Source organism: Flavobacterium sp. PL02, from assembly GCF_035013205.1.
In the GTDB taxonomy this organism is placed as follows: Bacteria; Bacteroidota; Bacteroidia; order Flavobacteriales; family Flavobacteriaceae; genus Flavobacterium.
On the sequence record NZ_JAYGJP010000001.1, the window covers coordinates 1600000 to 1615092 of the forward strand.

The 15093-nt window shown below is 35.3% G+C and carries 12 protein-coding genes; 4 read left to right on the top strand and 8 right to left on the bottom strand.

What is annotated here, in order from left to right; all coding sequences use genetic code 11:
- Positions 1 to 6: 6 nt before the first annotated feature.
- Positions 7 to 3033 (bottom strand): SusC/RagA family TonB-linked outer membrane protein, encoded by a 3027-nt coding sequence (locus tag SHI72_RS06825; protein WP_323489474.1) that lies wholly within the window; start codon positions 3031 to 3033, stop codon positions 7 to 9.
- Between the two features lie 626 nt (positions 3034 to 3659).
- Here SHI72_RS06825 and SHI72_RS06830 point away from each other — a divergent pair.
- Complete coding sequence (locus SHI72_RS06830; protein ID WP_323489475.1) at positions 3660 to 4097, top strand: hypothetical protein; 438 nt, start codon at positions 3660 to 3662, stop codon at positions 4095 to 4097.
- A gap of 223 nt (positions 4098 to 4320) precedes the next feature.
- On the opposite strand, the gene SHI72_RS06835 is transcribed toward SHI72_RS06830, so the two are convergent.
- From SHI72_RS06835 to SHI72_RS06865, 7 genes are all read right to left on the bottom strand, one after another.
- Positions 4321 to 6411 (bottom strand): type IA DNA topoisomerase, encoded by a 2091-nt coding sequence (locus SHI72_RS06835; RefSeq protein WP_323489476.1) that lies wholly within the window; start codon positions 6409 to 6411, stop codon positions 4321 to 4323.
- An 18-nt stretch (positions 6412 to 6429) separates the two neighbouring features.
- The gene (locus SHI72_RS06840) at positions 6430 to 7872 is read right to left on the bottom strand and encodes a DUF4099 domain-containing protein (RefSeq protein WP_323489477.1); all 1443 of its coding nucleotides are present in this window, start codon (positions 7870 to 7872) and stop codon (positions 6430 to 6432) included.
- An 81-nt stretch (positions 7873 to 7953) separates the two neighbouring features.
- Entirely contained in the window at positions 7954 to 8271 is a 318-nt protein-coding gene (locus SHI72_RS06845; protein ID WP_323489478.1) for a helix-turn-helix domain-containing protein, read from the bottom strand.
- A gap of 277 nt (positions 8272 to 8548) precedes the next feature.
- A complete protein-coding gene (locus SHI72_RS06850) occupies positions 8549 to 9397 on the bottom strand; it encodes an RteC domain-containing protein (protein WP_323489479.1) in 849 nt (282 codons plus the stop codon).
- A gap of 42 nt (positions 9398 to 9439) precedes the next feature.
- Positions 9440 to 10183: an AraC family transcriptional regulator gene (locus SHI72_RS06855; RefSeq protein ID WP_323489480.1), complete on the bottom strand. Its 744-nt coding sequence runs from the start codon at positions 10181 to 10183 to the stop codon at positions 9440 to 9442.
- A 180-nt stretch (positions 10184 to 10363) separates the two neighbouring features.
- Positions 10364 to 10627 (bottom strand): hypothetical protein, encoded by a 264-nt coding sequence (locus tag SHI72_RS06860; RefSeq protein WP_323489481.1) that lies wholly within the window; start codon positions 10625 to 10627, stop codon positions 10364 to 10366.
- Positions 10628 to 10638: 11 nt separating this feature from the next.
- On the bottom strand, positions 10639 to 11349 hold the full coding sequence (locus tag SHI72_RS06865; protein ID WP_323489482.1) for a hypothetical protein: 711 nt from the start codon (positions 11347 to 11349) through the stop codon (positions 10639 to 10641).
- A gap of 355 nt (positions 11350 to 11704) precedes the next feature.
- Here SHI72_RS06865 and SHI72_RS06870 point away from each other — a divergent pair, with 355 nt between their 5' ends.
- The 3 genes from SHI72_RS06870 (at position 11705) to SHI72_RS06880 (ending at position 15089) form a co-directional block, all read left to right on the top strand.
- Positions 11705 to 13414 carry an AraC family transcriptional regulator gene (locus tag SHI72_RS06870; RefSeq protein ID WP_323489483.1) on the top strand — a complete coding sequence of 570 codons (1710 nt, stop codon included), beginning with the start codon at positions 11705 to 11707 and terminating at the stop codon, positions 13412 to 13414.
- Between the two features lie 227 nt (positions 13415 to 13641).
- A complete protein-coding gene (locus SHI72_RS06875) occupies positions 13642 to 14343 on the top strand; it encodes an outer membrane beta-barrel protein (protein ID WP_323489484.1) in 702 nt (233 codons plus the stop codon).
- A gap of 14 nt (positions 14344 to 14357) precedes the next feature.
- On the top strand, positions 14358 to 15089 hold the full coding sequence (locus tag SHI72_RS06880; RefSeq protein WP_323489485.1) for an outer membrane beta-barrel protein: 732 nt from the start codon (positions 14358 to 14360) through the stop codon (positions 15087 to 15089).
- Positions 15090 to 15093: the final 4 nt, after the last annotated feature.

Consider the following 15093-nt stretch of genomic DNA (forward strand, 5'->3'; position numbering starts at 1 on the left):
ATAATTTTAAAAAGTGAGCTGGAGTCCAGTTGTAAATACCTTTAATGGCGGAAGGCTCATACTAAATCTGGACTCTGGATCAGCACCTTTGAATGACGTAATTGTAAAGAGATTTTGCCCCTGAAATACCAGTCGGCATTTTACTCCTTTGAGCCACTGCTCGGGAATATTGTACGATAGGGACACATTTTTGAGACGGACGTACGAAGCATCTGTTATCATGGCATCGCTTTGATAATATTTATTAAATGCATCTGCTGCCTGACTATTTACCCCTGTAGAATATTTTTGATACGTTGCATTATCTCCGGGATTTTGCCAATGGTCGATTACTGCTGTTGGTTGATTTCTCATACTGCCGGGTAATCCTGTTCGGTAAGCACCGTTATAATTCAATTGGTTCACAAACTGGAACAAAAAATCAAATTGCCAATTTTTGTAAGTAATCGTATTTTGAAAGCCTCCAAAATATTTGGGATTCAAATCTCGTATAGATTGTTTATCCTCTACTGCTGTAATTGTACCATCGCCATTGTAATCTTCAAATTGGTAGATGCCTGTTTGTGGATTTATGCCGGTGTAATGGTATACTTTTTTAATATTTAAAGGCTCTCCTATTACAAATTGGTTCTTGTAGGTTGATTCTTTTAGATTAGGAAAAGACAATAGTTTATTTCGCACAATGGTTAAATTAAAACTGCTGGACCAGTTAAAGGACTGCCTTTGAAAATTGACTGTTCTAAGAGTGAGTTCGATTCCTTTGTTTTGTACTGTGGCATCTAAGTTTGACTGTAGAGAATTGAATCCTGTTGATGCCGGAAGTGGAATCCCGACGAGTTGATTCGATGAGCGATTACTGTACCAGCCAGCGGTTATAAAGATTCGGTCTTTAAAAAATCCGGTTTCTAATGCCAGTTCTAGTTTTTTATTAATTTCCCAGCCAAAATTTGGGTTGAACAAGCGTGTGGGCTGCAAGCCGATAATACCACCATAATTATTTCCTGAAGATCCATAGGTGTCTAAAAATTGGTAATCTCCAATCTGGTCGTTTCCAGTTGTACCATAACTTAGCCTCAACTTTCCAAAACTTAAGAAATCAAGATTATTTTTTACAAAAGGTTCATTTGAAAAAAGCCACGCACTTCCTATGGCTCCAAAAGTGGCAAATTGTCTGCCGGGACCAAATCTGCTTGAACCATCCCTGCGCCCGGTTAGATTAAGGATGTAACGCTCGTTCCATGAGAAATTGGCTCTCCCGAAAAAGGCTTGATATTTATAGACTGACTGACTATGTGTGTCATTAAATACGGAAAAAGCAGAAGATAGATTATAAATCAGCCTATTGCTGCTGAATCCGATGGCTTCCTGTACAAGCTGGTTTGCCGTTTGCTGTTGATAGGTAGCACCTAGGAGTATTTCCGTTTTTCCTTTGCCAATTTTTTTTGACCACGATAATTGAGGTTCAATAATCCATGATTCTCTTGACGTGTTATTGACATCGATAAATGAAGATTCGCTTCCTATTCCAGCGGCAGGGTCATACATAGTAGACGGTTGCGTGCGGCTATCATCAAATCGTGTATCGGTAAAACCAAAACTTGTTTTAGCAATTAAATTGGGCACGATTGCATAGGATAATAAACCATTGACAAAAAGGTCATTGCTTGTTGACTTATATTTTCCTTCAAGATTACTCAACGGATTGTTCCATGTACTGTTCTCCCAATTCAAATTTCCCTCAGCGTTATATAATGCTGGAGCATTAGGGGCAAGAAGAATGGCCTGTTGTGTGATATCAACTCCCGGTTGATAGTTTTTTTGTACAGTATAGCCCATTGAAAAATTGATATTGAATTTTTTATTTTGGGACTCATGATTCAGGTTTGCGAGCAAATTACCTTTTTTGTAATCATAGTCACCGGGAAACACCGTCGTTTCTTTATGAAAATTACCACTCACAAGAAATTGTGTCCCTGAAGAACCTCCTGTTAAGGATGCTTGCACATCATTGATCTCAGAAGTTCCACCAATGAATACTTTCTGCCAATTGGTATAGCGGCTCTGATCCCAAGTTCCATTTACATCATAGTCTGTTGGTCCATATGGTATACCATCGTTGGTGAAAGCTTCTCTGCGCATTTGCAGGTATTGCTGAGTATTCATTAAATCCATTAGTCGGGTTACTTTTCCAAGTCCTCCTGAGACATTTGCGGTAAAGCGGGTTTTGCCTTCTTTTCCTTTTTTTGTGGTGATAAGCACTACTCCGTTAGCACCTCTTGAACCATAGATCGCTGTAGCATCGGCATCTTTAAGCACCTCTATACTATCTACATCACTTGGGTTAATACTATTTAAGGGGCTTGTAGGACCAGGAAGAACAACTCCGGTGAGATCTGAACCTACTGAATCAGAAGAGTAAGGAACACCATCAATAATATAAAGAGGTCTGTTTCCATCGGTACGTAAACTATTTTGTCCGCGGATTTGGATATCGAAACCGCCACCGGCTACACCAGTATTTTGGGTTATATTCACGCCAGCCATTCGTCCCTGCATGGTAGCGAGTACATTTGTAACGGGTTGTTTTTCAATATCCTTCGAACTGATTTTTGAAATGCTTCCGGTGCGCTGGCTTTCTTTAACGGAATAATATCCCGCATTTATTTTTACTTCCTGAAGAGCTGTAGCATCTTCCTGCATTTGAACATTGATTACTGATCGACGGGCAATAGGAATTTCTATTGTTTTAAAACCAATGTAATTAAAAACAAGAATATCAGTAGGTGATACTGCTATCGTAAATTTACCGTCGAAGTCTGTAATGACAGTATTTTTCTGGTTTTTTACCGAAATACTGACTCCTGAAAGTGGAAGAGTACCATCAGTAACGGTGCCAGTAACCTGCGCTTGTTGTTGTGATGTGGAAAATCGCAAGGTATTACGTGCTAAGGCTGGTGTACAAAAGAGGTAGAACCCGAAAATAAACGGATACCAAAGTGCCGCCAACCCTTTATTCAATGAAAAAATTTTCATAATTTTGGATTAGTTAAGTGAAACAATGTTTTATTTATTCTCCGGCTCTCTATTCGTGCGTCAACATTGGATAGAGGGCCTTTTTTTGTTTAGTTTCAAGAGGAAACCTTGTTAAAAATGAGAAAGTAACATGAGATTTAAAAGCCCATACTGTTTTACTAATTCAAATAAAATTTAAACAGTACAGGCACTAAATATCACAAAGGTTTATTTCATAGGCAGGCAAATGATTAATTGTTAAACAAAAAATGTTGATGCGACACTAATGAAATAAAGAAGATTGCTAAGAATAAAGCAGAGAAAAATTAAGACCTAAAAAAAGGCGCGGAACTCAGCTTATCGAACAGAGGTACTGGTATACCCACACAACAATAAGAGAGCCCACGCCAATAAAGCGTGAGCATCATACTTATCATCTCGCGTGTTAAAAATTACCAGTTTTCTGTTCGAGATTCAAAGCGAATGCTTCAAATATTTTTATATGAAGAATCGCAAAAATAAACAATCATATTCAGATTTTCTCATTGAATGATTATTTAATTTTCAAATATAATAAAAAAACAAACACATCCACCTGTAGATGTGTATATTTTTAAAAAAAGGCATTTCTTTCATTTTTTATAATCATGGAAGAAGAAGTAATAGAAATAGTAATTTCCCAATTAGATTTTTATTTAATTGAAAAAGTTAGAGATATGAGAATTAGTGCAATTCCTTATATTTCTCAAGTGGCTTTGTCACAAAAGTTAGATTTATCTGAAGGATTTGTGAGTAAAGTAGAAAACCTCAAACAAAGGGCAAGGTATAATATTCGTCTTGTCAATAGAATTGTCAACATATTTAACTTACAAAATTATGCAGATTTGTTTCCACCAGAAATTATTAAGCATGATATTGTTCGAATAAGAATAAAATTGTTTAAAAGTGCAAAGCCTTACTCTAAAAAAGTCCATGAAGAAGTTTCAAAAAAAAAATATGAAGTAATTTCTACAACACCATTAAGCGAAGAAGAATTTTTATTGTGGAAATCAGATAAATTAGAATATCTGACCATTATAAAGTGAGACACTTACTTATACTTTAATATAACAAAAAAATAAAAAGAATGAGGTTTTCCGAAAATTACTTTCGGAAAACCTCATTCTTTTTAAAACGACTCTAAATATTCTTTTAATAGTTCTAATTCCATTATCCGATAAATAATGGTGCCGTTAATTGTTTGCTTTTTCCATATTTTTAAATCCAATCATATAAGGCTACGCTAATAATTTCTAATAGAGAATAGATTTAAAAATTTAATAATTTATTTTTTGCTTTGTCAAACTCAAAAACTGTCTTCCCATCCGCACTAAGCACCACATATGCATCAAATTTCTTTCCAGACTTACTCATCATACCTTTTATAAGAGAGGTACTTCCCTTATTAACTAAATTTTCTAAATTTTCTATACTTAGCTGAACTCCGCAAATATTCCTAAATTGAATCCATTTGCAATTGTCATCGGGACATTTGACAAGTATATCTTTGATGAGTAATTGGTTGTTTCTACATTTAGGACAAATTAGGGTTGGAGAATCTTCAGTTTCAATGGTGGTACTAAGAAGTTCTGCAGTGATAGAAGTTGCATAAGCTTCAATTTCTTTTTGGAATATATCAGAATCAATGTGATTATGTTCTATTTTTTCTAAAGCCAATTCCCATTCGCCGGTCATTGCTACATCTGCAATTTTCTTATCTTTCACAAGATTATACACTTGCAGTCCTTTTTCAGTTGGTATCAGGGATTTTTTTTGCCTCTGAATATACTTTCTGCTAAAAAGTATCTCTATGATACCAGCTCTTGTCGCGGGCGTACCTATTCCAATATTTTGTAACGCTTTTCGAGCATCTTCACTTTCAATTTCCTTTCCGGCAGTTTCCATAGCAGATAAAAGCCCCGCTTCTGTATATAAAACAGGAGGCTTCGTTTTCTTTTCCAGTACAACTGCTTCTTTGATTTTAACTTCATCGCCAACTTTTAGTTCTGGCAGCTCCTGAATGTGTTCGCTGTCTTCGTCAAAAAAACTTCCTTTAATGGCACGCCATCCTGCCTGCATGACTTTAGAGCCTTTCAAAGAAAAATCATGATGCAAAACATTTAACGTTATGTCTGTAATTTCTTTTATACTAGCCTCGGAAACCGCTTCTAATAACCGTAGGGCAATCATGTCATAAATAGAATTTTCCTTAGCAGGTAATACAGATGGTATTTTCTCTGTAATAAGCAGCCCATGATGATCGGTCACTTTCAGGTCATTAACTATACGTTTATTCAATCGTCCCCATTTTATCTTGGTAAAGGCTTCTTTACAAGAGGCTTTCGTTTCCAATGCTCTGACCAGATTAGAAATTTCATCCCAAAGATCTTCCGGGATATATTTGCTAGCGGTTCTTGGATAGCTGATGAATCTCTTTTCGTACAAGCTTTGGACAATAGAGAGCGTTTCTTCTGCTGAAAAGTTCAGCTTTTTATTGGCCTCTTTCTGTAGGCCCGTTAAATCAAAAAGAAAAGGAGGATGTTCTGTAATGGTTTTACTTTCTACCGAAGTAACATTCGCAGTTTTGCTTCGCTGTATGGACTTGAAAATAGCATCAGCTTGTTTTTTATCATCCCATTTGTTTTTGGAGAGGCTCATAAAGTTAATAAACTCTTTTTGATGGCTAAGCTGCAGCTGCCAGTACGTCTGAATTGTAAAACTTTTGTTTTCCAAATATCGTTTACAGATTAAAGCCAGCGTTGGTGTTTGTACTCTTCCTAATGTATAAATACTATTGCCTGCGGAAATACTGAGTGCCTGTGAGGCATTGATACCTACAAGCCAATCGGCACGGCTTCTTGCCCTTGCGGCCAGATACAAACCATCAAAATCACTGCCTGGTTTGAGATTATCAAATCCCTGTTTGATGGCTTTCTCAGTAAGAGAGCTAATCCACAACCGTTCAAATGGTTTCTTACATTGCAGGTATTGGTAGATATAACGGAAAATCAATTCTCCTTCACGTCCGGCATCAGTAGCCACAATGATACTGTCACAGCTTTTTATTACCTGTGCGATGATTTTAAGTTGTTTCGCAGCACCTGTATCAGTAACATAGCCTTTATCATTTTTTACTTTTCGAACTTTTAACAGAAAAGGCTTAGGCAATATTGGCAAGACATCTTTTTGGAAGCCTGAAAATCCATAATCTTCAGGCAAACCAAGTCCTACCAAATGCCCCAACGCCCAAGTTACCGTATAACCATTTCCTGTATAGAAACCATTTTCCTTATTTGCTGCGCCTAATAATAAGGCTATTTCACGGGCAACACTTGGTTTTTCAGTAATCACTGCTTTCATATCTTAATGTTTTTATGATTACATTTTTCTGCCTTTGCTCTTGGCTGGTGTGTTATCTTGCTCTTGTTCTTCCTGTTGTTTCTTGCTGTCAGGTTCTTTTTGTCCTGATTTTAGAGGTTCTGTGCTATTTTTAGTAGCCTCATTGGTTTTACCTTCGGAATTGACAGCTGTCTGGGTTTTATGTTCTTCGGCTGGCTGTACCTTCACACTGTTAGGATTGCTAAATGAAAACCCGGCTTTACCTGTATCTTTATTGAAAGTCAGATACCCTTTGTATTCTTTACCTTGTTTATCCACCAATCCGTCTACATAAATGGTTTTTCCTACTGCAAATTGTTCGTACTGCTGCTCACTGAGCTCTTTGCCTCGTATGGTTTTTGGAACTTCCTGGTTTTGCTGCTGACTGTTTTGGGTTTGACCAGTACTCTGGGTTCTGTCAAATTGGAATTCGACATATCGTTTATCGGCATTAAACTGGACAGTAGCGTTAAATGGATCCCCTTTTTTAGAGATCATACCCTCGATGTAAAGCGGTTTGCCTTCCAGTAAGGTTTGTTTTTGTTCCTCATTAAGTTTGATTCCTTTGATTTCATCCGGGATTTTTATCTTATCCACATGAAGGGCTACTAATTCATTGGTAAGCCTGTCTACACTGATGATTGAGGGAACTGGTTCTCCTGTTTTGAGATTGGTAAGATCTACAACACGACCCATATTGCCGGTTTTAAGCAGGTTGTCCTTATCTTCTTTGCTAAATTCATGCCCGAAAAATGGAAAATTTAATGTTGGTTCTTTCCTTATACCGTGAATGGCAACTACAACCTGTCCTTCTTCATTTGACTGTAATGACAGCCTTGCATCCATTCGTGTGATAGCAGTTCCTAAATTAAGGCTGATGGGAACCAGCTCATTCGACTTGTACCCTTTAAGTAACGGTTCAAGCAGATTCATCTTTTCTAGTTTTTCTTTGCTGAGCCCCAGATTGTTCATGGTATCCCAATCGATTTGTTCTGGTTTAAAGCGATACTCGCTTGTTTCTGTTGTTGTTTGTGTTGTTTCCATGTTTTTATGATTTTCTACTTTGTTATCTTTTTGTAATTCCATTTTAACTTCATATTCTTTCATTAGTTTTTCACCTTCCGGCTTTGGATTATCAATCTGTTTTTGCATTTCTGCAGCAATATCTACAGACAGCAGTTGTGGCACTTTGAAAAAGTTGAAACGGGTCGGATTTTTTAGCTGGCTAAAGAAATTGGAAAAGAAGTTGGACAGCAAATCTCCTTGTTTATCAACCCGCATAAATTGATTTTGATTTTTTTTATCAGCGGGAACTGTTTCCAATTCTCCATTTTTATCAATTCCTTTTACAGCCACAATTTTCATTTTTTCCTGGTCCAGTACTAAAAGAATGTCTGTCAGTTGCTCTGGAGTTTCTTGTTTGGGTTTCTCTTGTTCACTCATAATATATTTTCAGTTTTGTTAAAGTAGGATCGAAAGTAAACCAAAGCTCAATAGCCAGGCTCTTCAAGTCTTTTTGAGGCTTTATTTGTCCGGAATTGTCTTAATCTGTTTTCTCAGTGGAGCAGAAAAGCTATCGCGTACAAACTGGTTTACATCAGATAGTTTATAGTACAGTTTGCCGCTAATGGTATAATAAGGAAGCTTACCCGAGGATCGGTAACGCTGTAAAGAACGAGAGCTGACCTTCAGCATCATAAACAGATCCTGACTGTCCAGCAATTCTTCCCCATCAATAGCGCTCTTTTGTTTCTGGGCATTTTCAAAGTGTTCGCCCAGTATATCGAAGCGATCCATTATACGCTCCATCCATGACATAAATTCCATTCTGTCGATATTCATAATAGCTATGTTTTATCAATTACTAATTCTCGATTAATGATCTATGCAAAATTGGAACGCATTAATGACATTTTCTGCCAAGGCTTGCCAATTGAAAAGTATTTTTTTTGAGATTTCAGAAAAATAAACAATGCCTTGTGTATCAACGTTTGTTCATTTTTATTGGTTAATAAACTAAGTCCGCAGGAGTATTATGCCAATGGGTGGATATGGGCAGATAATAAAAAAAGCAGTGTTTTTATGACACTGCTTTAGCTAAGAATGATATGTGTGAATTTTATAGATCTTTATCCATATACTGATCTAAAGAAGTTTTGAGCTGGTCTAAAAACAAAGTACGATTACCTGTGCGTTCTTTCATACGGTGAAAAGCATGGTGGATATCTCCTAATTGGATACGAAACACGATTTGAAAGATTAAGCTGATTTTGCGTATTCCTGTTTTGCCGTTAGAAATTGCCCCGGAAACATAAAGTGCATAAATCAATTCTATCAGTGCATTTTTCGATTCTGTCCAGAAAACATCTTTTGCGGATTCAGCATTCTGCAAAACCATATCGGGCTTGTCAACAGGATTAATTTTGATAATCAGGTAATTGTAGAGCAGTTCATCCGCTATGATACGGGAAACTTTGTAATCATAGTAAGTAGAAAATTGAGTGTCAACTTCAAAAATAAAACTGTTAAGACCAGTGTTTAGATTTATTTTTCCTAATTTAAAAAAGTCATGGTCTCTGTCGGTTCTCCCTGACCGATAATACCGGTAAAAATCAGAATTGCAAATATGTTCTTTATATTCATTCTTCAAATGCTGCAATTCACCGGAAAAATATTTATAATACATTTTTCCTCCATTTACCGGACAGGATGTTTCTATCCTGTAGACTTTATTATAATAAATCAACTTTCCAAGTATTTGTGGCTTAATAATTCTGAAGAATTCAATTTCTTCATTTGCCTCTGTAAAATGATGCTCCAAAACTTGATTTTTCATTCCTGACAATAAATCCTGAAGGAAAATAATCATACGATAGGACTCGTCTATTACATGCACGGATTCCAAACTGATTTCCTGTTCTTTTTTCACAATACTGTAAAGGACATCTTTGTAAGGGGATTGTATCATATTAATAATATTATGCAAACAATATAATTTCATCTTTCAGGTTCATTCAGATCTCAGCCTTAAACGGTACTCCGAGGGGGACATGAAAGTTGATTTTCTAAAAAAATTGCTAAAAGATGAGGAATTACAAAAATGTAATTCCTCAATAATCTGCAAAATGGTCAAGTCATCATTTTGAAGCAAAATTTTAGCTTCCAAAATAAGTGCTTCTTCGATAAACTGCTTAACGGTCTTATTGGTGACCTGCTGTACGGTTTTACTAAGGTGTCCTTTTGTTATTAATAATGCATCAGCATAAAACTTGACACTATGCTCTTTTGCACAATGAAGCTCTACCAGTTGTAAAAATTGGAATACCAGTTTTTCCTTTCGGGTATGTTTTTCTTTTACATTACAGGAATCTTTGCTGTATATTGAAGCAAGCACATACAACAAAAGATTGAAGCTCAGCGACACTACTTCGTTATAAAATGGATATTCACTTGTTTTGTATCTTTTGTTTCCTGTTAAAGCAAACAAATCATTCAGCAAAAGAGAATCCTCATCCTTGAGCTTTATTTTCGATGGAAATTTTGCAATAAAAAATTCAAAGAAACCTATGTTTGGTTTTCTTATCGTATTCTTAAAGATAAAACCTGGTGTAAAAGAAAGTAGAGAAATCTCCAATGTTTCACTCATCAATACAATCTCGCAAGAAGTTCTAACCGGTATTACAAGCAGCTCACCTGGGTATAAATAATACTCCAAATAGTTTGCCCGCAAGGTTATACATCCTGAATTTATCAAAATTATAATGAAGTAACTACTGTTAAAGTATTGTTCCAGTGCAGCTTTCGAACAAAACCTTTCAAAAGTAAAGACCTGCAGGTCTGAATGTCGATATAATAAACTTTTCTTTATCAAAACATTAATTTTAAACATTTGCTATAATGAACCCTAAAGAAAATTTTGGATCATTTTGTATCATCAGTCTTGATAGGAACTATTGGACATTAATATCCACATCAAGGAAACAGACACAAATAATAAATTGGCAAGATTATCTGTAAAAAACAGAAAAGCCAGCGGTCGTACAGTACGGGTTTTTACCTCATTTATGGATGGATAACCAATCATTTCATCAAACTTAGACAGCTCATAAATGAAATAAAGCTCGATAAGATTAAAAATGATTAAAAACACGCAAAAAACAGTTACAATTCTTTTTTCAATCTTGGGTGATAGATACATAATTTCTCTCTTTATAAATTATTTTGAATAATTCCTGACAGCAAAGCCATTCTTACCGTTTTAAAAGTAATTTCATCTGTGGGGATAAAATTATCATCCCTGTTACCAATAGCTGTGTCCCAATCTTTATCCCCACGCTTTTTTTCGTAAAAAAGGGAAGAGCTTGCAATCGAAGATATAGCGAGTATGACACACTTATCTTCCGATGTATAGGAAGTATCAGTGCTAATATTAGATTGATAAAGTGCTATTGACTGGAGCATACTTTGGTAATCACCATTATTGAATTCCATAATGTTTTCAATAAAGTTTGACAGACTGGATTTCCCTGCTGCTGTCATAGAAGGATTATCGACGTTTAATTCAAATAGTCCCTGCGATTGGTTTACTGCATTTCTGATTGCATCGATTGATGAATTGGTCAGGTTTAAATTGCCCGCAGCCAATGATACTGTTGTATTTCCAGTGGGATGGATCGCCTGATTAATTGAAAGAATTGATTCAGAATTGAAAGTACTCTGATCATAAAATTGCGATAGCAGCTGATCGATTTGCAGAGTAAGTGAATTTTTAGCGAAACTGGATACATTGGATTTGTTCAGCTTAGAGGTTGAGCCCTCAAGGGAATTAATTTCTTTTAATTCGCTATCCGCTATAAAATCATTTGTACAGGAAATCGACAGAATTGTAATGGTAAGTACCCATAGTGATAAATTTTTCATGATTAAATTTGTTAAATGTGACCGGCTACTTTTTTTTTCGCCAGTTCATTTCCCCGGGAAGCAGAACTTTTATTTAGCACGATGCCAAACATTTTTGCTTTTGAATTCGGGACAAAGCTAGAAGCTGGATTTCAATCTCACAAAACATGTATTGTCGATTTTCGGAAAATAGCATATCGATTTTCGGAAAATCCATACCCTATTTTTTGAAAATATTCACCTCATTATCAATTGTTTATATTATATTTGATGTGCTTTTTTTTAGAAAAATGGCTCAAGAACATTTCTGGAAGACAAAACCCCTTTCTTTAGAAATTATCTTACAAGAAAATAGTATACACTTTTATCTTAACCTATGATTAAAAAATATCTTCTCGTTTTTTTCCTATGCCTGGGAGATCAGATTACAGCACAAGAAAGTGCCTTTAAAATTCCGGACTCACTTCTGCGTAAAGATTATGACTATCTCTATGATAGGATTGACCAATCGCAAGGTGATACTATCAGGCAGTCCTTGTATTTAAAATCATTTTTATTAAAATCGAAGTCTGAAAAAAATTTCGAGGAAATAGTCAATGGATACAAAAATTACCTCCATCATTCGCCCGATAAATTAAAACTCATTTATGCCGACAGCATGATATACAGTGCTAAGCAGTCTAAAGAGAATAATCTTATCGGTTCTGCTTATTTATCAAAAGGGATCGTTTACTATGGATTGAAACAACATGATCAGGCATTGGACAATTACCTCATTGCAAATGATTTTATTTCAAAAACCAAAGACAATTATTTAATTCATAAAGTAAAGTATACGATAGGCCATATAAAATATTATTTAGGTTTTTATGACGAAGCCATATCGTTATTTCGGCAATGTGTTGCTTTTTTTGAAAAAGAAGATCCCAGAGGTTATCTAAACTCACTTCATTCACTTGGATTGTGTTACAACAGAATTGGGAATTATGGCTTATGTTCCCAAACAAATAAAAAGGGCTTGTCAGAAGGAAAAAGGTTGGGTATCACTACGATGGATTCTTATTTTATTCATTCTGAAGGAATAAATCAATATGCACTTAAGAATTATAGGGACGCTATCAAGCAAATCAACTATTCTTTAGCTGTTATAAAAGAGAAGAAAGACTTTGCAAACCAGGCTGTTGGATATTTTTATATTGGAAAAAGCTATTGGCAGCTAAATGAATATGAAACAGCATTGCCTTACTTTAAAAAAGTCGTTCAGATTATTGAAGCTAAAAATTATATTCGGCCAGATCTTCGTGAGAATTATGAACTGATGATACGTTATTATAAGTCTAAAGACGATCTAAACAACCAGCTTTATTACATACAAAAGTTACTAAACATAGACAGGATATTAGATCGCAGGTATCGATATCTATCCCATAAGATCCATAAAGAGTATGATACCAAAAAGCTGTTGGCAGATAAAAAAAGTATAGAAAATATTCTTAACAGAAGAAAACACAATGATTTGATTCAGGGTTTGGTTATTGCCTTCTTATTTTTTTTCTTAGTCCTTTTACTATACCGGAATATAAGAAATAAGCGTATTTACAGACAAAAATACGAAGAACTAATGACTAAAGGTAAATCCCCCAAAGTTGAAGAGAAACAAATAACAAGTGTAATTGCTGATATAAATCAGGATAAAATAAAAACATTGTTGAAGCAATTGGAGAAATTTGAAAAGGACGACAAATTTCTTGAAAAAGACGTGACTTCTAGCAAATTAGCTGTAGTGTTTGGCACAAATGCAAAGTATCTGTCAAAAATAATTTACCATTATAGAGGAAAAAAGTTCGTCGATTACATTAATGACCTCAAAGTGGACTATTTAATTTTTCTACTGCAAAATGATAAAGCGGTTAGAAAGTATACCAATAAAGCTTTGGCTGAGGAAGTAGGATTCAGCAGTACACAAAGATTCACCAACGCTTTCTTTGCGAGAACCGGAATGCCAGTTTCCTTTTTCATTCAGGAAATTAAAAAAGAAGAAATGACTGATTTAGATGAAAACATAGGCGATAAACTTGACTATTGAAATTCCCTATTGTAATTACATTCAATAATTACACTTTTTGTTTTTGGATGTGCTAATTTATAGTATTATGACTATAAAATCTTAAAAAGTGATTAAATTCACAATTTTAAGGCACATTTTGTTATTTAACTCAAAAATAGTCTGTAATCGGATTAATTAGCTGTTTTATCGATGATTGCTCGTACTTTTTTAAATATTAATACATATATTCGCAAAAATTATTGTGAATGAAAGTACTATTACACTTATTAATATTCTGTTCTTTTTTTAACGGTGCTCTTTATGCACAAAATGAGACTAATATCACCTACGGATTGAAACTTGGAGGAATTTATTCTAAAATCGGTAATTTACCCGAAAGTATTAAAGGACGGGATAACACTTTTGATAACAGCGTTATGAAAGCCAAAGGCGGATATGGTATCGAAGGCGGCTTCTTTTTAAACTGCAAACTTTACGATACACGTGTAGCCATTCAGCCGGAACTTTTATTCAGACAGTCATCTCAAACTGTCAATTATCACGATACTACAGGCAAGGAATTTGAATTAGGCTTACATTATTCCTATTTGGAAATCGGAGCTTTATATAAAGTATACCCCTACGAAGGATTAAATTTAGGATTTGGTGCTTTCTACGGCATCAGTTTATCTCCCAACAATATTACTTATACCTCTAACGAGGCTGGTGGAATGTACGATGTTGCCACCAGACAATTCTATCAGGATGGTCTGGACGGTGCAGACGATTTCTCCTTGTGCTTTGCGCTGGGTTATGAACTGCATCAAAGTATCCACTTCGATTTACGCTATTATTTAGGCGTAAAAGATGTAGTGAAAAGTAATGCATCTTCTTTTCAGTTTATCGAAAATCAAAACAAAAGCGGTGTCGTTTCTTTTTCGTTAGGCTATAGTTTTCATCAATGGTAATTTCAATAAAAAACATGAAAAAAATTATTTTGCTCTTACTATTAGTGAGCACAAAATCGCTGTTTGCACAAGGCGACAGAGAAATTACGTATGGTCTTTTTGGCGGTGGCATTTATTCTAAAATGTCAAATCTTCCCGATGTGATAGTTCCAAAAGGAATTTATGAAGGCTATACTTTAAAAGAAGAAGGCAAATTTGGCGGAACGGCAGGTCTGGTAATCAACTGGAAATATCCGTATGCAAATGTGGCAATCCAGACTGAAATCTCCTATTCAGGTCAAAGTACCGATTTAAATTATGAAGACATAAAAGGTTTGAAATACAAAATGACTTTTGGTTACAGTTATATCAACGTTGGTGCACAATTCAAATATTATCCCATTGAAGGATTTTACATAGGAGCTGGTCCTTATGTTGGATTTAATATTGCCAGCGATAATATCAAATACAGCTCGAATGCACAGGAAATATTTGCTGATTCGGGCACTTATTTTGAGCCGGATACCAATGTGCAAAAAGTACTCAAAGAGTCCTTAACGGGGAAGAATTATTTTTTTGGAATGCTCTCTGCCGGATATGAATTCAGTTCCAACTTATCTATTGGAGCCCGATATACTTTAGGGCTTACTGATGCTTTGACTACAGAAGAAAACGGGCATCGTTACAGCGAAAATAAAAACAAAATCAATAGTATTTCACTCATTATTGGGTACTCTTTTGACTTTGATGATCTGGCCAATTTCTAAGGGT

Bases quoted from the DNA above. Each gene is read 5' to 3' on its own strand.
- SHI72_RS06825 (WP_323489474.1), bottom strand. From the start codon at position 3,033: ATGAAAATTTTTTCATTGAATAAAGGGTTGGCGGCACTTTGGTATCCG.
- SHI72_RS06830 (WP_323489475.1), top strand. From the start codon at position 3,660: ATGGAAGAAGAAGTAATAGAAATAGTAATTTCCCAATTAGATTTTTAT.
- SHI72_RS06835 (WP_323489476.1), bottom strand. From the start codon at position 6,411: ATGAAAGCAGTGATTACTGAAAAACCAAGTGTTGCCCGTGAAATAGCC.
- SHI72_RS06840 (WP_323489477.1), bottom strand. From the start codon at position 7,872: ATGAGTGAACAAGAGAAACCCAAACAAGAAACTCCAGAGCAACTGACA.
- SHI72_RS06845 (WP_323489478.1), bottom strand. From the start codon at position 8,271: ATGAATATCGACAGAATGGAATTTATGTCATGGATGGAGCGTATAATG.
- SHI72_RS06850 (WP_323489479.1), bottom strand. From the start codon at position 9,397: ATGATACAATCCCCTTACAAAGATGTCCTTTACAGTATTGTGAAAAAA.
- SHI72_RS06860 (WP_323489481.1), bottom strand. From the start codon at position 10,627: ATGTATCTATCACCCAAGATTGAAAAAAGAATTGTAACTGTTTTTTGC.
- SHI72_RS06865 (WP_323489482.1), bottom strand. From the start codon at position 11,349: ATGAAAAATTTATCACTATGGGTACTTACCATTACAATTCTGTCGATT.
- SHI72_RS06870 (WP_323489483.1), top strand. From the start codon at position 11,705: ATGATTAAAAAATATCTTCTCGTTTTTTTCCTATGCCTGGGAGATCAG.
- SHI72_RS06875 (WP_323489484.1), top strand. From the start codon at position 13,642: ATGAAAGTACTATTACACTTATTAATATTCTGTTCTTTTTTTAACGGT.
- SHI72_RS06880 (WP_323489485.1), top strand. From the start codon at position 14,358: ATGAAAAAAATTATTTTGCTCTTACTATTAGTGAGCACAAAATCGCTG.